Raw genomic sequence first — 22,340 nt, 5'->3', positions numbered from 1 at the left:
ATGGCTGAACAAGAGAACTTAGAGTTATTTTCAACGGAAGAACCATACATAGTGGGACAAACCGTAGCCATATTTTATCAAAATCCAACTAATTTTTATAAAGTATTACTGGTAAAAGTGATTGAAACCAATACAAATTATGATGATAAAGAAATTGTTATTACTGGTAGTTTTGGCCAAATTCAAGAAGAAGAGAGTTATCGGTTTTATGGAAAAATAGCAGATCATCCAAAATTCGGGGTTCAGTTTAATGCTTACCGCTATAAACAAGAGAAGCCAACTTCTATAATGGGTATAGTAAATTATCTTTCTAGTGATAAGTTTCCTGGGATTGGAAAAAAAACAGCAGAGAATATTGTTGATGCTTTAGGAGAAGAAGCAATTGATCGAATAAGTAATGATCCTACTGTTTTAAAAGAAATCACCGGTTTAAACGAGAAGAAAAAAGCAATTTTAGTCCAAACGATTCAAGCAAGTGATGGCATGGAAAAAATTATTATTGGATTAAATGGATACGGATTTGGTAGCCAATTAGCGTATAATATCTATCAACTGTACCAAAATGAAACGTTAGAAATCATTCAAGAAAATCCATATCTATTAGTACAAGATATTGAAAATATTGGCTTTAAAAAAGCTGATGCGATTGCTGAACAACTTGGATTTGCTTCTGATTCACCTGCTCGTTTAAAAGCTGCCGTTTTTTATGCGTTAAATGAGTTGTGTTTGAGTCAAGGAAATACTTATACGTTAGTAGGTCCACTCTTAGAAGAAAGTTTGCGCGTATTAGAATCAAGTCGACCTTATATTATTGAACCGGATTTAGTTGCCTCTGAATTGGTTCATCTTATTGAAGAAAACCAAATTATTGAAGACAATAAAAAAATATATATTAAGTCTCTGTATGCTGCAGAGTGGGGTATTACTTCATCAATAAAACGATTAATGGATCGTAAAAAAATCAGTTATAAAGCACATGATATTCCAAAAGAAATAAGGAAATTAGAAAAACGTTTAGCTATTTCCTATGGAAAATCTCAGTTAAAAGCAATTGAAGAAGCCATGCTATCACCTGTTTTTATTTTAACTGGTGGACCAGGTACTGGTAAGACAACTGTTTTAAATGGGATAGTTTCTTTATTTGCCGAATTAAATGGGCTATCTCTAGATTTGAATGACTACACAGATAAGGTTTTTCCTGTTTTACTTGCTGCACCAACGGGTAGAGCTGCTAAAAGAATGAATGAAACGACGGGATTACCAAGTAGTACCATTCATCGCCTTTTGGGTTTAAATGGGAGAGAAAACAACAATGCTGACCAACAATCTGAACGTGAGTTAGAGGGTGGGTTATTAATTGTGGATGAAATGTCTATGGTAGATACTTGGCTAGCTAACCAGTTATTACGAGCGGTTCCTCAAAACATGCAAGTTTTACTAGTGGGCGATAAAAACCAACTACCTTCTGTCGGTCCAGGACAAGTATTGCATGATTTAATTGATGCAAAATTAATTTCTAGTATGGAGCTAAATGAAATTTACCGTCAAGAAGATGGTTCTTCTATTATTCCATTAGCTCATGAAATCAAAGATGGGCGCTTACCAACTGATTTTACACAAAATAAAAAAGACAGGTCACTAATTACTTGTAATGCTCACCAAATAGAAGAAGTTATCCGTCAAGTTGTGACTAAAGCCAAACTAAAAGGATATACGCATCAAGATATACAAGTTCTAGCGCCGATGTATCGTGGACCAGCTGGAATTGATGCAATAAACAAAATGATGCAAGAAATTCTTAATCCAAATGATTCAGGAAGACGTAAAGAAGTAAAATTTAATGATAAATTCTACCGAATTGGTGATAAAATACTACAATTAGTAAATAATCCTGAATTAAATGTGTTTAACGGAGATATGGGTGAGATAACAAGTATCTCCTATGCAAAAGAAACAGATGATAAAGTAGATGAATTAGTGATTCAATTTGACGCAAACGAAGTGACGTATAAAAGAAATGAGTGGAATAAAATAACACTCGCTTATTGTTGTTCCATTCATAAATCGCAAGGTAGTGAATTTAAAATGGTTATTTTACCTATGGTACAAAATTACGGTAGGATGCTTAGAAGAGATTTATTGTATACAGCTATCACTAGAAGTAGTGAGTTGCTGATTCTTTGTGGAGAAATTAGTGCGTTTCAAGAATGTGTTGAAAAATCATCCGCTACTAGATTGACAACCTTAAAAGAGCGACTATGGGATAATGATGCGGTCCTTTTAGAAAAAGAGACGACTGAAAAAGATGAAAAGATGAAAAAAGTAACGACTAAACAAAAAAAAGCTCCGGAAGTTACCGGAGATGAGATTTCATTATTCGAAGAAGGAGAAATAAACGTAAAAGAGGATAAGTCTAAAATATATCGTTTAACGATTGATAGGATAGAAAAAAATATGATAAATCCGATGATAGGAATGGAGGGCATAAATCCCTGACCACTCTTACTATTGGATCCAAAAATAACGAGTAGATGATTTAATAGCTAAATCTATAGATTTTTTCCCTAAAAATTCGCCATCTGCTTGAACATATTCTTGTTGATTGGAAAGAATTTGAATACAAGATCCTTGTAAATAATGAACGTCTTTATGGTTTAAATGTCGTCCTCTATTTAACATTAAAATAAAAAGAGAAATAAACTTAAAAAGAGATACTTTTTGCAAAACGATTAAATCAACAGAGTTATCGTACGGCGAAGCTTTTGGAGAGATCTTCAGACCACCACCAAAGTAAGGATGATTATTAACAGTAACTAAAAAAGCTTCTGGGAATGTTTTATAAACGTTGTCTACTTTAACTTCAATTGGAAAACCTTTTTGTTTAAATAACACAATAATTAATGAAACTAAGTATGTTAGAGATCCCATTTTGATAGCACCTAGTTTCTTTTTCACAGAAGATATACTAATAAAATTAGCTGTTGCACCATCAAAACCAACTCCGATATTATTTACAGCATATCCTACTTCATCTAAATTCCGTTCATGATAATGAAGAATAGTTATTTTTTTTGGTTCCTTACAGTTTAATATTTGTTCTAAAGCCTTAGCTACATCCTTAGAAATAGCTAAGGCTTTTGCAAAGTCATTTCCTGAACCAGCTGGGATATAGGCTAAAGGAATATGTTTTTGTGTTTCTCCAAGTCCCGCTAGAGCTTCATTCAAGGTTCCGTCCCCACCTATAATAAGTAGAAGTTGTTTATTTTCAGTCAAATTAGCATCGTGCTTTTTTGAAAGATCTGCAGCTAATTGAATAGTATGTCCTGCATATTGAGAAGGATATAAGCTGAACTCAATTTTCTTTTCACTTAATTGTTCACTTAATGCAATAGAGACTTTTTTCCCATTACCAGATCCAGAAAGTTCATTAACAATGATATAAATTTTTGTTGGATTTATCATGAATGCTCCTTTTATAAAAATAATATCTAGATGTAAACAAATTATAAACTAAAAAAAATAGAAAGTAAGTAAAAATAAGTAAAAGAGATTCTTATTTTAAAAAAATAGTTTAAAAATATTCATTTAATGATAGAATAAGCTATAGTTTAAAAAAGTATAGAGAAAAAGGTGTTTATAGTGAGAAAAAAATTTAAAAAAGATCAATTTCCCCTAGAAGTAATCGACATCATTTTTATTGCTGTCGGTTCTTTTATTGCTGCAGTTTCATTTAACATCTTTCTTTTACCAAACTTTATTGTATCAGGAGGTATTGGAGGATTAAGTACTATTTTGAATAGTTTGTACCAATGGAATCCTTCAATTGTTCAATTTGCATTTAATGTACCTTTATTGATTTTAGCTTTTGTTGCTTTAGGTAAAGAAGCTGGATTTAAAACAATTTTAGGAAGTTTAATCTTACCAGCTTTTATTGGATTATTAAACTTTATGGAACCTTTAACAATGAATCCTTTATTAGCAGCAGTATTTGGAGGAGTTATGACAGGAGTAGGGATAGGTTTAGTCTTTAAAGCTAAAGGCTCTACAGGTGGAACAAGTATTATTGCTCAGATTATTCACGTCTATCTAAAATTGCCTCTAGGTACAAGTGTAGCTTTAGTAGACGGTTTTGTTATATCTGCAGCTTTAATTGCATTTGATGCAGAAACGGTTATGTATTCTATCATTTCCTTATTTGTCATTAGTCGGACAATTGATATTATCCAAGTTGGATTTAATAGATCTAAGAACGTGATGATTATATCAGATCATGCTAGTGAAATTAGGACAGCTATTTATCAAAATATAAATAGAGGTGTGACTAATTTAAGAATCACTGGTGGTTACGGAAACAACAAAAAAGAAATGTTAATGTGTGTAATAGGTGAGAGGGAATTTACTTATTTACGGGAAACAATTTTAGATGTTGATCCGCATGCTTTTGTTGTGGTAATGAGTGCTAGTGAAGTCTGGGGTAAAGGTTTTACATTAGCTAAAGACTCTTCAACTGAAAATCTATAAAGCAATCAAAAAAAAGAGTCATTCACTACAAAATTATTAGAAGGCAAGCCTTTGGCTAGTGTTGACTTTTAATAGAAGTTCTCTTATAATTTAAAACGATAGTAAGAAGGATATATTTTTTTAGTTTTTACCTTTAGAGAAGTTTTCCAAGGCTGAAAGAAAACTGGTAAGTTAAAGAAATGCTCCCTTTTTTTAATAATCATAGTAGAAATACTATCGGTTCTCGCGTTATAGAGACTTAAGAGGTAATGAATCCGTCAAATGACATCATTGCAAACAAGGTGGTACCGCGCTTACGTCGTCCTTGTCTGGCAATGATATCGTTTGACTTTTTTTATACTCTTTTTAAAAAATAAAGAATTTGAAGGGAAGAAAATAGACTATGAAACAATTAACTAGTAACGAAGTTCGTCAAATGTTTTTAGATTTTTTTGAAGATAAAGGTCACAAAGTAGAACCAAGTGCTTCGCTCGTTCCATTTGAAGACCCATCATTATTATGGATTAACTCAGGCGTAGCAACACTAAAAAAATATTTTGATGGTTCTGTTACACCAGATAATCCTAGAATTGTAAACGCTCAAAAAAGTATTCGTACAAATGATATTGAAAATGTGGGTAGAACAGCTAGACATCATACCCTATTTGAAATGCTAGGCAACTTTTCGATTGGTGAATATTTTAAAGAAGAAGCCATTGTTTGGGCATGGGAGTTTTTGACAAGTGAAAAATGGTTAGCGTTAGATCCTAAAAAACTATACGTTACCGTTTATCCAGAAGATAAAGAAGCAGCTCAATTATGGAGAGATAAAGTTGGTCTGACAGATGATCACATTATTGAAATTGAAGATAATTTTTGGGATATTGGGGTTGGACCAAGTGGACCTGATTCAGAAATTTTCTATGATCGTGGAGAAAAATTTAATAATTTATCAAAAGATGATCCTGAAAATTATCCAGGTGGTGAAAATGAAAGATGGCTTGAAATATGGAATCTCGTATTTTCTGAATTTAATCACAAGGAAGATGGAACTTATGAACCCTTACCAAATAAAAATATAGATACAGGTATGGGTCTAGAAAGAGTCGTTTCAATTTTACAAGATGCACCGACAAATTTTGAAACAGATTTATTCATGCCTATCATTCGTGAGATTGAAAAATTAAGTCAAAATAAGCATTACGGTGAAAGTAAACAAGACGATATTTCATTCAAAGTAATTGCAGATCACTTACGTGCAGTTAGTTTTGCAATTGGTGATGGGGCATTGCCATCGAATGAAGGACGTGGTTACGTTTTACGAAGATTGTTGCGTCGCTCAGTGATGCATGGTAAAAAGCTAGGTATTGATGAAGCATTCATGTTTAAACTAGTTTTAATTGTCGGAAATATTATGGATGCATTCTATCCTGAAATTTTAGAACAAAAATCGTTTATTGAAAAAGTGATTAAAAATGAAGAAGAACGTTTCCATGAAACCATTAATGATGGCTTAATAATTTTAAACCAATTGATTTCAGAGTTGAAATTAGCTGGTGAAACAAAAATTACTGGAAAAGATATATTCAAGTTATATGACACGTTTGGCTTTCCTGTTGAACTAACCGAAGAATATGCACAAGATGAAGGCTTATCCGTTGACCATGAGGGTTTCATTAAAGAGATGGAAGCTCAACGAAATCGCGCACGATCAGCAAGAAGTGATGGAAAATCAATGGGTATACAGACAAAATTATTCTCAGATACAACAGTAGAGAGTATTTTTGTTGGTTATGACCAAATAGTGATAGAAGCAAAGCTTGAGTTAATAGCAACAGATGAAGAATTAGTTGAAAGAACTAAATCGGGCGATAAAGTTAGAATGATATTTGATCAAACGCCTTTTTATGCTGAAATGGGTGGTCAAGTTGCTGATAAAGGCCTATTACTAGATTCAGACGGTTACACAATTGGAAAAGTAATAGATGTTAAGAGAGCACCTGCGGGTCAAACTCTACACATCGTTGAGGTATTAAGTCCTATACAAGTAGGCCAAACGATGAAACTCTCAGTAGATAAGAACTTACGAAATAAAATAACACGTAACCACACTGCAACGCATTTATTGCACCGTGCTTTGAAAGACATATTAGGTGAACACGCTAATCAAGCAGGGTCATTAGTGATGAGTGATTATTTACGTTTTGATTTCACTCATTTTGGGCAAGTAACTCAAGTAGAATTAGATGAGATGGAACGCAAGGTTAATAAAAAAATTTGGGAATCACTAGAAGTTAAAACAATAGAGACCACTATTGATAAAGCACGAGAAATGGGTGCAATGGCACTATTTGGTGAAAAGTATGGCAATGAAGTACGTGTTGTTGACGTTGGAGGCTATTCAATAGAATTATGTGGTGGAGTTCATGTCGCTAATACAGATGAAATTGGACTCTTTAAAATTCTTTCGGAATCTGGTATTGGAGCTGGAGTAAGAAGAATTGAAGCGATTACTAGTGAAGCCGCATTTAATTATCTGCAAAAGCAAGAAAAACGGTTAAAAATAATCGCAGGTTTAGTGAAAGCTAAACAAATTAAAGATGTAGAAAGAAAAATTGAGCAGCTACAGTTAGAATTAAAAGAAACTCAAAAAGAAAAGGATTCATTGCAAGCCAAATTAGCAAACGAACAAGCAAATGATGTATTTGATACCGTTCAAACTATCAATGGCATGACAATAGTAACGGCTCAAGTAGAAGTCTCGGACGCAAACCAAATGAGACAACTTGCGGATCAGTGGAAACAGCAAGCTATTTCTAATATTTTAGTTTTAGGTTTTTCAAAAGATGGAAAAGTTAGTCTATTAGCTGCAGTTGATCAAGAAACAGTAAAAAAAGGATTATCTGCAGGAAATTTGATTAAAGAAATCGCTCCTCTAGTCGGTGGCGGAGGTGGTGGACGTCCAGATATGGCGCAAGCTGGTGGAAAAAATGCTGCTGGGTTAACAAATGCCTTAGAAAAAGTAGTAGAGTGGGTAGAAAAAAATAGCTAAGATAAAATTATTTTCTATGTGAGGTTTCCTTTGAAAATTCAAAATATTTTTCATTTGCTCATAGTTATTGTAGTTTGAAGTTCTTTCTTGTAGAATAAAGGTAGAGTTTACAGAAATCGAGGTGCAGAATATGAGTTCAATAGATGAAACAGTTCGGTTTAATGTTGGTGATAATCACGACAAAAGTGTGAAACAAACATTGACGTTAGTATATGAAGCATTGGAAGAAAAGGGGTACAATCCCATTAATCAGATAGTTGGTTATTTACTTTCTGGAGATCCGGCCTATATTCCACGTCATAATGATGCTAGAAACTTAATTAGACGTCATGAACGTGATGAAATTGTAGAAGAATTGGTAAAGACTTATTTGAAAGAGAGTGGTAAAGAAATCTAATGAGAACAATGGGATTAGATGTAGGTTCAAAAACAGTTGGTGTTGCAATTAGTGACCCATTTGGTTGGACAGCTCAAGGAATTGAAACGATAAAGATTAATGAAAATCAAAAAGAATTCGGAATGGATAGAGTTAAAGAATTGATTAGTGAATACGAAGTTTCAAAAATTATTGTTGGTTTACCCAAAAACATGAATAATTCAATTGGACCACGAGCACAAGCTTCCATTTGCTATGCTGACCTTTTAAGAGAGTTATTTCAACTACCTGTTTTTTTTCAAGACGAAAGACTAACAACTGTTCAAGCAGAAAGAATGTTAATTGAAGAAGGAAATGCTTCACGTGCAAAGCGCAAAAAAGTTATCGATAAGGTTGCAGCGGTCATGATTCTTCAAAATTATTTGGATAGCAATCAAAACTAGCTTTTAATAAAAAGATACGTTAAACTAATTTAGTAGAGCTATAGATAAGAATAAAGGGAGTGTTAAATATGTCACACGATCACGATCATGAGGAACATGAGCATATTACAATTATAGATGAGCAAGGAAATGAAGAGTTATACGAAATTTTATTCACATTTGATTCAGATGATTTTGAAAAATCATATGTTTTAGTTTACCCGGCTGGTTCTGAAGAAGGAGAAGAAGTTGAATTACAAGCTTACTCTTACGTGGAAAAAGAAGACGGTAAACAAGGTGATTTGCAACCAATTGAAACAGATGAAGAATGGGATATGATTGAAGAAGTATTAAATACTTTTATGGCTGACGAAGATTAAAATTATTTTTTACTAACTTAATAATTGAAATTGAGCTAATGAGTTATTCATTAGCTCAATTTTATTGTTTATCATTTTTTAAAATAGTGAAGATAGATTAAAAATATGAATATATATTAGAAAAACGAACGTCGTTAATTGTATATAAATAATGAGCTAGTTCTTTTTTTCTATTCACTTTGAGTATGGTATCATGTATAATGGTGCAAGCTAGTAGTTAAAATGTACGATATTAAAGAAATTATACGTGTACCTATTTATTTCTTTATTTTGATAGGAGGGCTCTTTTTGGGAAAGAAAGAGAAAAAAAATAGTAAAAATAATGAAAAAAAAGATGAAATTGAAAGTAATTCTAAATTAGTTGAACGACAAAAAGAAAAAAAGATGGTTAAAAAAATTGTATGGAGTATTGTTTCAATATTATTTACTCTGCTAATTATTTTCGGCATAGTTAGTTATCAATATGTGACATCATCACTTCAACCTTTAGATACAACTAGTAAAAAAGAAATTCAAATAGAAGTACCCTCTGGTTCTTCCTCAGCAGATATTTCTCGTATTTTAGAAAAGAACAAAGTTATTAAAAGTGCATCTGTCTTTAGATTTTATATAAAATTAAATAATAAAATAGATTTTAAAGCTGGCTATTATCTTTTTTCACCTTCAATGACTTTGGAAAAAATTATCCAATCTCTTCAATCAGGTGGCAGTCCTGTTGCTTTTGATGGGACTAAAATATTAATTCAAGAAGGATTAACTATTGATCAAGTAGCGGAATCTGTTGCAAAATCAACTAAATATAAAGCTTCCGATTTTATTGAGAAATTAAAAGATCCAAAGCTTTTAATGCAATTAAAAGAAACTTATCCAAAATTGCTAACTAGTGCATTAGAGTCAAAGGAAGCGAAATATACTCTCGAGGGGTATCTATTTCCGGCTACCTACGATTTTTCAGAAGATATGTCTCTTGAAACTGTTATAAAAAATATGGTTAAAAAGACAGATGATGTCATGCAAAATTATTATTCGATTATTGAAGACAAAAAGATGACTGTTCAGCAAGTGCTGACATTAGCTTCATTAATCGAACGAGAGGGTAATTCATTTGAAGATCGAACAAAGATTGCTAGTGTGTTCTTCAACCGTTTGGATGTTGAGATGCCTTTACAATCAGATATCAGTGTGCTTTACGCGATGAATAAACATAAAGAAATTGTGACTTATAAAGATTTAGAAACAAACTCTCCTTATAACTTGTATCAAAATAAGGGTTATGGACCAGGACCCTTTAATAATCCGTCAGAAGATGCCATTAAGGCTACCCTAAATCCTGCAGATACAAATTATATCTATTTCTTGGCAGATACATCAACAGGTAAAGTCTATTTTTCAAGAACATATGCTGAACACCAAGAATTAGTAGATGAATATATCACCCCTTAATCATTTAAAGTACTAAAAAAGAAAAAAATAGTGAATTATGTAAGAATGATTATCTTTTAATAAGAATGGAGCGAAAAAAGTATGAATGTTGAACGCAAGCCGATTGTCATTGGGGTAACAGGTGGATCAGGTAGTGGGAAGACAAGCGTAGGTCGTGCAGTTTACAATCACTTCTCTGGACATTCTATTTTAATGTTGGAACAAGATTTTTACTACAAAGATCAAAGTAACCTGTCCTATGAAGAGCGTTTGAATACAAACTATGATCATCCGTTTGCTTTTGATACAGACCTATTAATCAAGCATCTGACAGATTTGATTCACTATAAATCCATCAAAAAACCAGTATACGACTATGCTGCTCACACTAGAAGTGACAAATTTATTATTCAAGAACCAAAGGAAGTTATTATTTTAGAAGGAATCTTAATTTTAGAAGATAAACGCCTAAGAGATTTAATGGATATTAAAGTTTACGTAGATACGGATGACGATATTCGAATTATTAGAAGAATTAAAAGAGATATTGAGGAACGTGGTAGGACGCTTGATTCTGTTATTGAACAATATCTAACCGTTGTGAAACCTATGCATACGCAGTTTATTGAGCCGACTAAAAAATTTGCAGATATTATTATTCCTGAAGGTGGACGCAATCAAGTTGCGATTGATCTGATGACAACGAAGATAAAAAGTATTCTCGAATATCAGTTAAAAGTTCAATAAGAAAAATTAAATGAATAAATAACAATGACTAAGCTTAAAATTATATGAGAATAGCTATAAAGTGTTTACAAATAAAAGCCTACATGGTATCTTATCTCTATTGAAATTATAAAGACGCTTTCAATAAATTAATAAGTATAAAACCATCAAACAAGCTTTTATTTAAAAAGGAGAATTTACTTATGATAGAAAAAATATATCCAATGACTTTAGATGGAAAAAATAAACTAGAGGCAGAATTAGAAGAATTAAAAACAGTTAAAAGAAAAGAAATTATTGAAAGAATTAAAATAGCACGTAGCTTCGGTGATTTATCAGAAAACTCTGAGTATGAATCAGCTAAAGATGAACAAGCTTTTGTTGAAGGACGCATCACAACAATTGAAACGATGTTACGTTTTTCAGAAATTATTGATAACTCAAAAAGTGCTATGGATGAAGTTGCGATTGGTCGTAAAATTACATTTATTGAATTACCAGATGGTGAAGTTGAAGAATATACTATAGTAGGAAGTGCAGAAGCTGATCCATTTAGTGGACGTATCTCAAATGACTCACCTATTGCTAAAGCATTAATGGGTAAAAAAGTTGGCGATCAAGTTATTATTTCAACACCAGGTGGAGATATGACTATCAAGATAATGAGTATAGAATAATAATAAATATCATAAGAATGGCTAAATTATTTTAATTTAAGCTGTTCTTTTATTTTTTTATTAGTAAAATTATCAGACTTTAGTCTTAGACCGACCTCATGCTTTAGCAGGCTTTTTTTTGTCTATAAATAGCTTATACTTAATGCTAAAGTATCAAATATTAAGGGGGTCAACGCAATGAAAAAAAAATTGCGCTTATTTTTTCTAGTTGAAGCATTTCTGCTAGTATGGTTATTATATGAATCAGTAAATAATAGCTTTACTTTATTAACCTTTATAGTAGGAGCACTAGTTTTATTACGAGGCAGACATGAAAAGAATAATTCAAAACGACAAACGTATCTAATAACAGGTAGTGTACTAGTTTTAATTGCTTTATTATCAACGAGTGCTATTTGGTTTATGTTGATTTGTGCTATTTTATTTTTTATAGTTTTAGATAATAAATCATTACCAAATTTAAAATTTCCTGATTTCGATAGTATCCCTTGGCAAGAAAAAGAGATAATTATTGTAGAAACAGCAAAAAGCTTACCAAAAAACGGCAAAAGATTTAAGCGAAACTGGTTAGGAAATGAAAGAATCGGTAATTCAGTCTATGAGTGGGATGATATTAATTTAACTGTTCTTATGGGAGATACCATTGTAGACTTAGGTAATACACTTTTACCTAAAGACGAAAGTTATGTTATTGTCCGTAAAGGTTTTGGTAAGACTCGTATTTTAGTGCCAGCTGGAATTGGAATAATGATTCAACATAGTGCTTTCAAAGGGAAAGTACATTTTGAAAAAGACGTTTTTGTCTTAAATAACGAATCTTTAAAGCTATACAGCGAACAATACGATAAAAATACGAGAAAAATAAAACTCATCACAACGGTTTTAGTTGGCGATTTAGAGGTGATAACAATATGAAAAAAAAGAATAGCAGGATACGATTTGTTCAGATTACTTTCTTTTCTTTTCTCTTTTTTACGATTGTTTCTTTATCTTATAGCTACGCAATACGACCTGAAGATTGGCTGATTACCATTTTCACAACACAGTTCTTACATGTGCCTTATATTCTTTATCTACTAGGAGTAGCGCTGATTATTGGGCTACTAACCTCACTTTTATTACATGAGTTTCAACGAAGAGAATGGCAGCATATAGAAGAAATAGTGCGATTGCTTGCTAGTGGGAATTACTCAGTTGAAACTAGCCCAAAATTTTTAGATAATGAAGTAGAAGAATCTTATTATTTAGAAGATATAAAAACTTCGCTTTCATTAATCCGTATTAAACTACTTGATTTATCTAAGGAAGTTCAAAAACAAAGCAATATCCCTAAATTAGTTGACGGAGAAACAAAAGAAGAGATATTAGAAGCTGAACGACGTCGTATTGCTAGAGAATTACATGATTCTGTTAGCCAACAGTTATTTGCAGCAATGATGCTATTATCAGCTATTAATGAGCAACTTGAAGATACTGATGGAGTAATGAAAAAACAACTAAAAATGGTTGAAAGTATTATAAATGAATCGCAATCTGAAATGCGAGCCTTGTTACTCCATCTAAGGCCAATTAATTTAGAAGGAAAAACATTAAAAAAAGGAATTGAGCAGTTATTGACAGAACTAAAAACAAAGATACAAATTAAACTAGTTTGGGAAATTGATGAAGTGAATTTAGAAACTGGAATGGAAGATCACTTATTTCGAATAATACAAGAACTCCTTTCAAACACTTTAAGGCATTCAAAGGCTAAGGAGTTGGAAGTTTATTTAAAGCAATACCAGGATTCATTGTCTCTAAGGGTTATTGATGATGGGGTTGGATTTAATCCTGAGGAACAAAAAGCAGGAAACTATGGTTTAGTTAACATAAACGAGCGAGTAAGCAATATGGGTGGAACGTTTAGAGTCATTAGTTTCGTAAACAAAGGGACAAGTGTAGAAATTAAGATACCGCTTATTGAGGGAGTGAATGAGGATGATAAAAGTTTTATTGATTGATGATCACGAAATGGTAAGATTAGGTGTTTCATCTTATTTATCGATTCAATCAGATATTGAAGTTATTGGTGAAGCAGAAAACGGAAAAGTAGGCTATCAAAAAGCAATGAAACTTAGACCAGATGTTATTATGATGGATTTAGTAATGGATGTAATGGACGGTATTGAATCGACTAAAGCGATTATGAATGAATGGCCAGAAGCTAAGATTATTATTGTAACAAGCTTTATTGATGATGAAAAAGTTTATCCCGCTCTTGAAGCAGGTGCAGCAAGCTATATCTTAAAAACATCCACTGCAAGAGAAATTGCTGATGCTATCCGTTCTACTTATAAAGGAGAATCAATCTTAGAAACAGAAGTTACAGCGAAAATGATGACTCGTTTTTCTAAAAAACAACAGCACTATCTTCATGATGACTTAACTAAACGAGAAAATGAAATCCTTCTATTAATTGCACAAGGCAATTCAAATCAAGAGATTGCAAATAAACTATTTATAACTTTAAAAACGGTTAAAACACACGTTTCTAATATACTAGCTAAATTAGATGTTGATGATCGAACTCAAGCGGCTATTTATGCTTTTAAACATCACTTAATTGACTAAGAAACTCTCTTAAGGTTAATGAAATCCTATTATCTGTATTTTGCATAAAGATATGTTAAACTAAATGCGTTATAGCTAAATGGAGGGAGGATTCACAGATTTTATATTCTGTGAAGCAAAAAAATGAAAATAGAGTTAACGAAAAATGCTATTGAATGGTTTGAAAAAGAAGTAGGGGTTTCAAAAGGAAGCGGCGTTCGATTTATGGGTAAGGTTTATGGGAAAACTGAAGTTCATGAGGGCTTTTCTATAGGGATGAATATATGTCAGCCTGAAGATATCTTAACTAAAATAGTTGTAAACGGAGTAACTTATTTTATTGAAAAAAATGATGATTGGTTTTTCAGTGGGTATGACTTAAAAGTAGATTATGATAAAAAAAGTGATGAACCTATCTATACGTTTATTGATCAAATTGCATAAAATAAATAAAAGCTCTTACTTTCGAAAAGAAAGTAAGAGCTTTTATGATTATACGGGCATAATAACTGGTAATACCATTGGATGACGTTCGGTCTTTTCATATAGGAAAGGTTTCAGACTCTCGATAACAACAGACTTGATTACTTGTTCTGTAAGAGGCTCTTCAGTATTAGCAAGTAGTTTTCTTAGACTTCTAGTGATAACACGTTGGGCATCGCTGATTAGTTCACCAGACTCACGCATATAAATAAAACCACGTGATAAAATATCTGGTCCAGCTAAGATTTCCTTAGACTTATAATCAATCGTAACAACAACAACAACTAGACCTTCCTCAGAAAGCAAGCGACGATCGCGTAAGACAACATTTCCAATATCGCCAATACCTTTCCCATCCACATAGACATCTCCAGCATCAAAATGACCTGCTTTTCTAGCAGAATCTGCTGTTAACGCAAGAACGTCACCGTTCTCTAGGATGAAACAGTCTTCTTTAGACATACCAATCTGTTCAGCTAAACCAGCATGAATCTTTTGCATACGGTATTCTCCGTGGACAGGAACAAAATATTTAGGCTTCATTAAACGCAACATCAATTTTTGTTCTTGTTGACCACCATGACCAGAAGTATGAATATTATTAACTTTACCGTGAATAACATTTGCACCGGCTTCAGACAATAAATTAATAACGCGATTAACGCTAGCGGTATTTCCAGGAATTGGAGAACTTGAGAAAATAACCGTATCTCCAGGCTGAATTGAAATCTGGCGATGTGTACCATTAGCGATTCTACTTAATGCAGCCATAGGTTCACCTTGCGAACCAGTACATAAAATAATTGTTTCTTTTGCAGGCATACGATTTAATTCTTGAGATTCGATAAATTTATCATCTGGAGCAGTAATGTAGCCTAGTGAGCGGCCAGTCACAACAGATGATTCCATGCTTCGACCGAAAACCGCAATTTTCCTACCTGTTTTGATAGCCGCTTGAGCAACTTGTTCTAAACGAGAAATATTAGAAGCAAAAGTGGCGAAAATAATTCTTCCTTCAACTTTTTGCATAATATTTGTGATTGCTTCGCCGACACCTTGCTCTGAATTTGTAAAAGTTGGAATTTCTGCATTTGTGCTATCAGAAAGAAGAGCTAAGACTCCCTCGTCACCAATACGTGCCATTTTATGCAAATCAGCAGGTTGGCCAACTGGAGTGAAATCAAATTTAAAATCTCCTGTTGCAACAATATTACCAGGAGGTGTTTTAACAACGATACCAAAAGCTTCGGGAATACTGTGTGTTGTTCTGAAGAAACTAACGCTTGTTTTTCTGAACTTAATAACATCATCTTCACCGATTTCATGTAATTCAGTGTCACGCAGCAATCCATGCTCATTTAACTTGTTGCGGATTAAGGCGCTAGCTAAAGGACCTGCATAAATTGGAATATTTGCTTGTTTTAGTAAGAATGGAATACCACCAATATGATCCTCATGGCCATGAGTGATAACCAAAGCTTTCACTTTATTAATATTTTGAACAATGTAGCTATAATCTGGAATGACATAATCAATTCCTAATAAGTCGTCTTCGGGAAATTTAATACCGGCATCAATAATGATAATCTCGTCTTGAAATTGTACGCCATAGGTATTTTTACCAATTTCACCTAAACCCCCAATGGCAAAAACGGCTGCTTCATTGTTTTTTATAGACGGTTTCATTTAGCAAACTCCGTAAGTTTAAAGTCCGGACTTTTTTGTTCGTATTCTAAATGGCTACCATCTATTGGTTGGATGAACTCAATGTTGAAGGGGGTATTTGTTTCAACAAGGCTACGTGCTTCTATTTCTGTATCTGATTCAATATATAAAGATTGTGTTTCCTCCCGTTTTGGGTTTCTTAATTTTGTTTCTTGGTAAGTGATTTTGTAAATCATGTATTTCTCTCCTTTTTAATATCATCAAATGATGATTTGTTTTATAGATAATGATTGGGTGTAATGTTGCATAACGAAAAAAACCATCATTTTACACTTTTCAGTGCTGATTAGATGGAACCACGACAGTTTTATCTCATAAATTTTAATGGTAAAACAAGCAGAAAAATCTCATAGTTAACCGGTATTTCTCAACGCTGAAATAATTTTTACTATTTTCCCGAACTGGTGGTTGTGTTAGTCTCACAACAGATATGTTCATTTTAACATAGTTCATTTAGTAAGTATAGAAACTAAGGCTAATCATTAAAAAAAGAAAGAAAGTTAAAGTCAAAAATAGAAAAAGATTTTAGCAATGTTCCTTTTATCTAGACTATGCTATATTAGCTAGAAAGGATTTACTTAGAATGGATTAAAAGGAGATGAGTAAGTGAAGTTAATGTTACGTTATTTAAAAAATTATAAAGGATTGTTATGGTTAAATTTTTTATGTGTATTTGGCTTTGTCATCATTGAACTGGGGTTACCAACCTTGCTAGCTTTAATTATTGACAAAGGAATTATTATGAATGATTTTTCTGAGGTGATGAACTATGGCAAATGGATGGTAGTCATAGCGGTTATAGGATTAATTAGTTTGATAGGACTAGCTTATACAGGTAGTAAAATTACTACTAAAATTGTTAGAGACATTAGAAACGATATTTTTTTATCCGTCCAATCTTTTTCACATAGTGAGTTTAACCAGATTGGTGTCTCTTCTTTAGTTACTAGGACGACGAATGACGCCTTTCAAGTGATGACTTTTCTACAAATGCTATTGAGATTAGGAATGATGACGCCTATTATGTTCATTGCTAGTTTTTTCATGATCGTAAGAACAAGTCCTTCACTATCGTCTACAGTATTAATAGCTATTCCATTTCTTTTTGCAATTGTTTGGTTGATTGCTCGTAAGTCAGAGCCTTTATCAGAAAAACAACAAAAAAGTTTGGATCACATTAATCAAAATTTGCGAGAGAATTTAACTGGACTTAGAGTTATTCGAGCTTTTGTTAAAGAAACATTCCAAGAAGAAAGATTTGTAAAAGTTAATGAAAGCTATACAGCTATTTCTAAAAAACTTTTCAAATTGATGGCATTAGCTATGCCTGGTTTTTCTATTGTATTTAATATCATTTTAGTAAGCATTGTTTGGTCTGGAACGGTTGAAATTCAAAGCGGAGACTTACAAGTAGGCAGTTTGATTGCTTTTATCGAATATATTTTTCTAGCGTTATTTTCATTTATGCTATTTGCGAATGTCTTCATGATATATCCAAGAGCAGCTGTGTCAGCAGAAAGAATCGAAGAAGTCCTTCAAACAGTTCCTTCTATAGATGAAAATGAAAATGGTATAACAGAAACGGCTATTCATGGATATGTTGTTTTTGAAAATGTGACATTTGCTTACCCAGGAAATACAGAATCTCCTGTTATCAGAGATGTTAGTTTCACAGCAGAACCTGGCGAAACGGTTGCTTTTATAGGAAGTACAGGAAGTGGGAAATCGACATTAATTCAATTAATTCCACGATTCTATGATGTAACTAAAGGTCGTGTTTTGATAGATGGGGTAGATGTAAGGGATTATCAATTGAAAGCTTTACGAAAAAAAATTGGCTTTATTCCTCAGAAAGCTCTTTTATTTACTGGGACTATCTCTCAGAATATGCGCTATGGAAAGTGGAATGCGACAACTAATGAAGTTGATGAAGCTTCTGATATTTCTCAATCAAAAGAATTTATATTATCAAAACCAGCAAAGTATGAAGAACTTTTAGCAGAGGGTGGGAGCAACATGTCTGGCGGACAAAAACAACGTCTTTCTATCGCAAGAGCGATTATAAAAAAACCGGACGTGTACGTTTTTGATGATAGTTTTTCTGCATTGGATTATCAAACCGATGCAAGGTTAAGAGAACGGTTAAAAGCTGAAACAAAAGAGGCTTCCGTTTTAATCGTTGCACAAAGAGTTGGATCTATTCGACATGCGGATAAGATAATTGTTTTAGATAAAGGTATTGTTGTTGCGCAAGGCACACATGAAGAATTATTGAAAATATCAGATATTTATTATGATATAGCAGCATCGCAATTGTCAAAGGAGGAATTAGCATGAGAGAATCGTTAGTCGCTATTCGTCGTTTGTGGAATTTCATCAGGCCATATAAAAGAGGATTTATTTCAGCCATTACATTAACGATGATTTGTATGTTGATGAATGCACTTCAACCCTTTATTATCGGACTTGCATTAACAGAAGTTGGGAACAATGTAGCGGATATCTTAAAAGGTGTGGCCGGGGCTAAAATTAATTTTTCATACGTTAGACAAATACTTATTGTTATGTTGGGCGTTTCAGGTGTTTACCAACTAACCCTTTATGCCTCTGCTTATATTATGACGAATGTTGTTCAACATACGATGCGTGATTTGAGAAATACGATTGAAAGCAAAATTAATCGATTACCGGTTTCATATTTCGATCGTAATCAACAAGGGAATATTTTAAGCCGTGTAACCAATGATGTAGATGCCGTGAGCAATGCTATGCAGCAAAGCTTAATACAAATTGTAAACTCAGTTATGGGAATTACTTTCGCTGTCATTATGATGCTCTATTTATCGGTTCCTTTAGCAGCAGTTATTCTTATCTTAATTCCAGCATCACTTTTAATTTCAAAATACACTATTCGTAAATCGCAACCTTATTTTGTCCAACAACAAAGTGCTTTAGGAGCAATGAATGGACATGTCCAAGAAAGTTATAGTGGATTTTCTGAGATAAAACTTTATGGAAAAGAACAAGATAAATTAGAGGAATTTAAAATAATTAATCATAATCTTAGCGAGTATGGGTTTAAAGCAGCCTTCATTTCTGGAATTATGAGCCCTCTAATTGGTTTTGCTACGCATTTAGTTTATTTCGTAGTAGCTGTATTAGGTGGATTGTTTGTCATCCAAGGGACGTTATCTTTAGGTAACTTACAAGCATTTACACAATACATTTGGCAAATTAATCAGCCACTTACTCAAATTACGCAACTTTCTGGAGTCCTTCAAAGTGCTGCAGCAGCTGTTGGACGTATTTTTGAAATTTTAGATGAGCCTGAAGAAAATCCAGATGCAATTCAAATTAATTTACCAAAACCGATTGCCGGAAATGTCAGCTTTGAGCGTGTTAGTTTTGGGTACGATAAAAATAATCCACTGATTAAAAATTTAACTGTTCAAGTGAAAAGTGGACAAAAAGTAGCAGTCGTTGGCCCGACTGGAGCAGGAAAAACGACATTGATAAATTTATTGATGCGCTTTTATGATGTTGATAGCGGAGCAATAAAAATAGACGGTTATGATACTAAGGAAATGGACCGTAAAGAAGTAAGAGCACAATTTGGAATGGTATTGCAAGATGCTTGGCTCTATAATGGAACAATAGCAGATAATATTCGTTTTGGTAAATTGGATGCTACGGATTATGAAGTTATAGACGCTGCAAAAACAGCAAACGTGGATCATTTTATCCGTACATTGCCTGGGGGATACAATATGGAGTTAGATCAAGAAGCTTCTAATATCTCACTAGGACAAAAACAATTGTTAACTATTGCTAGGGCAATCATCTCTAATCCAAGGATACTTATCTTGGATGAAGCAACCAGTTCAGTCGATACCCGCTTAGAAGCTTTGATTCAGAAAGCGATGAAGAAGATCATGGAAGGGCGTACGAGTTTTGTTATTGCTCATAGATTGTCAACGATTCGAGATGCAGATTTAATCTTAGTGATGGACCAAGGTGAAATCGTAGAGCAAGGCAATCACGAAGAGCTGTTAAGTAAAGGTGGATTTTATGAGAAATTATACAATAGCCAATTTCAACAAGCAGAAGAATAAAAGTCTATTTAATAAAATGAAAGGTTAGTGAAAAATGAAAAAAAAAATGATATTTTTTGATATAGATGGAACATTACTGAATGACGAGAAGAAATTTTTACCTAGTACTAAAAAAGCTCTAGAGCAATTAAAAGAACTCGGTCATGAAGTTGTTATCGCGACAGGTAGGAACTTATTTTTAGCTCAATCTATTATCGATGAGTTAGAATTTGATAATTATATTATTTGTAATGGAGCAGCAGGTTATTTTCGCAACAAGCTTGTTTTCGAAAATAAGCTAGACCAAAATGAATTTAAAAGATTAGTTGAAATTTCAGACAAGCACAACCACGATGTTATTTATGAATCTGCTGATAAGTTAAAAAGAAGAAGCAAAGATAACAATATAAGAATGATTAATGCGATGAAGAGTGTCGGGTCAAGTCCTCCCCCTCATGATCATGATTATCACCTGACTAATCCTATCTATCAAAGTTTAATTTTTTATACGGATGAAGAAAAAAATGCCTATGAGAATGGTCAGTTTCCTAAATTCAAATTTATTAGATGGCATACTGATGGAGTTGATGTCGTTCCTCATGACGGTTCTAAAGCACATACGGTATTATATTTTGCGAAACAACAAGGATTTGCAATAGAAGATACAATCGCTTTTGGAGATGGTTTAAATGATTTAGAAATGCTTACTGAGGTAGGAACAGGTGTAGCAATGGGGAATGCATTAGAAATAGTGAAATTAAAAGCAGATAAGATAACTAAGAACTGTAATGAAGATGGAATTTATCTTGCATTGCAAGAACTTGGTCTGATATAATAAAGGCGTTGATAAATAAGATTTGTTTCTTATTTATGGGGGTATAGCTCAGCTGGGAGAGTGTTTGGCTGGCAGCCAAAAGGTCAGGGGTTCGAACCCCCTTATCTCCATAAGCTAAAAACGCTTATATGACGGTGTTTCAAACCGATTGTATAGGCGTTTTTTATGTAATTTTAGATAAAAGGTGCACGAAAGGTGCATAACTTTAAAATAGGTTCTTAAATGTGTCTCCAGCTCCTTGATCCGCTTCTTTTAAAACGTGAGCATAAATGTCCATTGTGGTGCTTATTTGTTTATGTTCTAACCGTTCTTGAATGACTTTCATGCAACACTAGTATTTAATTAATATTACTGGTGTTGCAAATATAATATTTTTAAGCAATATCCGTTTAACTTTATCAAATCAATCAAAAAAGGCTAAAGCATAGTTAAAACGCTACCTTGCTTTGGCCTGATTATTTTACTTTATAGCCTGCTAATTAAGAAAGAATAGAAATATTTTCATCTAAGTGAAAAGGATCTTCTTTATTAATATGATCGTAGAACATAATACCATTAATATGATCAATTTCGTGTTGAATCACAATAGCAGAATAATTTTTCAAACGAATCTTTTGCTCTTGGCCGTTCAAGTCAAAGTAAGTTACAGTTATTCTAGTATGACGAGGAACATATCCAGGAACATCACGGTTGACAGAAAGACATCCTTCACCATCTGATAGACAAGCACTTTGAACAGAGTGACTGATGACTTTAGGATTAATCATAACTGTACTCAAAATTGGCTCACTTGTTTCATCGTCAACATTAGGTATATGAACAGCAATCATTCTTTTTGAAACATTTAATTGAGGTGCCGCTAATCCGACTCCAGCACGAAGTTGATATTCTTCTGCTAAATCTGCATCTTGGCTATTTTTTAGAAACTCTAACATTTCTTGTCCAAGTATTTTTAGCTCTTCGCTAATAGGAAAAGAAATTTCCTCTGCAGTCTTTCTTAAAGTGGAATTGCCCTCCAAAATGATATTCTTCATTGTAATCATTTGTATTTCACTCCTGTAA

20 protein-coding genes and 1 tRNA gene are annotated in these 22,340 nt (G+C 33.0%); 17 read left to right on the top strand and 4 right to left on the bottom strand.

What is annotated here, in order from left to right:
• On the top strand, window positions 1-2,496 hold the full coding sequence (recD2, locus tag B9Y54_RS10665; RefSeq protein ID WP_085560218.1) for an SF1B family DNA helicase RecD2: 2,496 nt from the start codon (window positions 1-3) through the stop codon (window positions 2,494-2,496).
• A 9-nt stretch (window positions 2,497-2,505) separates the two neighbouring features.
• Here recD2 and B9Y54_RS10660 read toward each other — a convergent pair whose 3' ends face one another.
• Window positions 2,506-3,462, bottom strand: coding sequence for a diacylglycerol/lipid kinase family protein (locus tag B9Y54_RS10660; protein ID WP_085560217.1), 957 nt, complete (start codon window positions 3,460-3,462; stop codon window positions 2,506-2,508).
• 177 nt (window positions 3,463-3,639) lie between these two features.
• On the opposite strand from B9Y54_RS10660, the gene B9Y54_RS10655 reads away from it, so the two are divergent.
• The 12 genes from B9Y54_RS10655 to B9Y54_RS10600 all read left to right on the top strand — a co-directional run bounded on the left by B9Y54_RS10655 (window position 3,640) and on the right by B9Y54_RS10600 (window position 14,588).
• Window positions 3,640-4,521 (top strand): YitT family protein, encoded by an 882-nt coding sequence (locus tag B9Y54_RS10655; RefSeq protein WP_085560216.1) that lies wholly within the window; start codon window positions 3,640-3,642, stop codon window positions 4,519-4,521.
• A 382-nt stretch (window positions 4,522-4,903) separates the two neighbouring features.
• Window positions 4,904-7,552, top strand: coding sequence for an alanine--tRNA ligase (gene alaS, locus B9Y54_RS10650; protein ID WP_085560215.1), 2,649 nt, complete (start codon window positions 4,904-4,906; stop codon window positions 7,550-7,552).
• Between the two features lie 130 nt (window positions 7,553-7,682).
• Window positions 7,683-7,949, top strand: coding sequence for an IreB family regulatory phosphoprotein (locus B9Y54_RS10645; protein ID WP_085560214.1), 267 nt, complete (start codon window positions 7,683-7,685; stop codon window positions 7,947-7,949).
• Entirely contained in the window at window positions 7,949-8,371 is a 423-nt protein-coding gene (gene ruvX, locus B9Y54_RS10640) for a Holliday junction resolvase RuvX (RefSeq protein WP_085560213.1), read from the top strand. The genes B9Y54_RS10645 and ruvX overlap by 1 nt, the downstream gene beginning before the upstream one ends.
• A gap of 68 nt (window positions 8,372-8,439) precedes the next feature.
• Window positions 8,440-8,730, top strand: coding sequence for a DUF1292 domain-containing protein (locus tag B9Y54_RS10635; protein ID WP_085560212.1), 291 nt, complete (start codon window positions 8,440-8,442; stop codon window positions 8,728-8,730).
• Between the two features lie 288 nt (window positions 8,731-9,018).
• Entirely contained in the window at window positions 9,019-10,173 is a 1,155-nt protein-coding gene (gene mltG / locus B9Y54_RS10630) for an endolytic transglycosylase MltG (RefSeq protein ID WP_234987908.1), read from the top strand.
• Between the two features lie 81 nt (window positions 10,174-10,254).
• Window positions 10,255-10,899 (top strand): uridine kinase, encoded by a 645-nt coding sequence (gene udk, locus B9Y54_RS10625; protein ID WP_085560210.1) that lies wholly within the window; start codon window positions 10,255-10,257, stop codon window positions 10,897-10,899.
• A 182-nt stretch (window positions 10,900-11,081) separates the two neighbouring features.
• Complete coding sequence (gene greA / locus B9Y54_RS10620; RefSeq protein ID WP_085560209.1) at window positions 11,082-11,555, top strand: transcription elongation factor GreA; 474 nt, start codon at window positions 11,082-11,084, stop codon at window positions 11,553-11,555.
• 177 nt (window positions 11,556-11,732) lie between these two features.
• Window positions 11,733-12,470 carry a cell wall-active antibiotics response protein LiaF gene (gene liaF, locus B9Y54_RS10615; protein ID WP_085560208.1) on the top strand — a complete coding sequence of 246 codons (738 nt, stop codon included), beginning with the start codon at window positions 11,733-11,735 and terminating at the stop codon, window positions 12,468-12,470.
• Window positions 12,467-13,555: a sensor histidine kinase gene (locus B9Y54_RS10610; RefSeq protein ID WP_085560207.1), complete on the top strand. Its 1,089-nt coding sequence runs from the start codon at window positions 12,467-12,469 to the stop codon at window positions 13,553-13,555. Before liaF ends, B9Y54_RS10610 begins: the two co-directional genes overlap by 4 nt.
• On the top strand, window positions 13,533-14,165 hold the full coding sequence (locus B9Y54_RS10605) for a response regulator transcription factor (RefSeq protein WP_085560206.1): 633 nt from the start codon (window positions 13,533-13,535) through the stop codon (window positions 14,163-14,165). Before B9Y54_RS10610 ends, B9Y54_RS10605 begins: the two co-directional genes overlap by 23 nt.
• Window positions 14,166-14,288: 123 nt before the next feature.
• A complete protein-coding gene (locus tag B9Y54_RS10600) occupies window positions 14,289-14,588 on the top strand; it encodes a HesB/YadR/YfhF family protein (protein WP_085560205.1) in 300 nt (99 codons plus the stop codon).
• A gap of 48 nt (window positions 14,589-14,636) precedes the next feature.
• On the opposite strand, the gene rnjA is transcribed toward B9Y54_RS10600, so the two are convergent.
• Together rnjA and B9Y54_RS10590 are read right to left on the bottom strand one after the other, a co-directional pair.
• Window positions 14,637-16,313, bottom strand: a complete 1,677-nt coding sequence (gene rnjA / locus B9Y54_RS10595) for a ribonuclease J1 (RefSeq protein ID WP_085560204.1) — start codon at window positions 16,311-16,313, stop codon at window positions 14,637-14,639.
• Window positions 16,310-16,528, bottom strand: a complete 219-nt coding sequence (locus B9Y54_RS10590) for a DNA-directed RNA polymerase subunit epsilon (protein ID WP_085560203.1) — start codon at window positions 16,526-16,528, stop codon at window positions 16,310-16,312. Before B9Y54_RS10590 ends, rnjA begins: the two co-directional genes overlap by 4 nt.
• Window positions 16,529-16,958: 430 nt before the next feature.
• On the opposite strand from B9Y54_RS10590, the gene B9Y54_RS10585 reads away from it, so the two are divergent.
• From B9Y54_RS10585 to B9Y54_RS10570, 4 genes are all read left to right on the top strand, one after another.
• On the top strand, window positions 16,959-18,689 hold the full coding sequence (locus B9Y54_RS10585) for an ABC transporter ATP-binding protein (protein WP_085560202.1): 1,731 nt from the start codon (window positions 16,959-16,961) through the stop codon (window positions 18,687-18,689).
• On the top strand, window positions 18,686-20,464 hold the full coding sequence (locus tag B9Y54_RS10580; protein ID WP_085560201.1) for an ABC transporter ATP-binding protein: 1,779 nt from the start codon (window positions 18,686-18,688) through the stop codon (window positions 20,462-20,464). The genes B9Y54_RS10585 and B9Y54_RS10580 overlap by 4 nt, the downstream gene beginning before the upstream one ends.
• 34 nt (window positions 20,465-20,498) lie before the next feature.
• Entirely contained in the window at window positions 20,499-21,278 is a 780-nt protein-coding gene (locus tag B9Y54_RS10575; RefSeq protein ID WP_085560200.1) for a Cof-type HAD-IIB family hydrolase, read from the top strand.
• Between the two features lie 37 nt (window positions 21,279-21,315).
• A tRNA-Ala gene (locus B9Y54_RS10570) sits at window positions 21,316-21,388 on the top strand.
• A gap of 369 nt (window positions 21,389-21,757) precedes the next feature.
• On the opposite strand, the gene def is transcribed toward B9Y54_RS10570, so the two are convergent.
• Window positions 21,758-22,321 carry a peptide deformylase gene (def, locus tag B9Y54_RS10565; protein WP_085560199.1) on the bottom strand — a complete coding sequence of 188 codons (564 nt, stop codon included), beginning with the start codon at window positions 22,319-22,321 and terminating at the stop codon, window positions 21,758-21,760.
• Window positions 22,322-22,340 lie beyond the last annotated feature (19 nt).

The sequence above is a fragment of the Carnobacterium iners genome, from assembly GCF_900177385.1.
Taxonomy (GTDB): domain Bacteria; phylum Bacillota; class Bacilli; order Lactobacillales; family Carnobacteriaceae; genus Carnobacterium_A; species Carnobacterium_A iners.
This window is presented reverse-complemented; position numbering and strand designations above follow the sequence as displayed.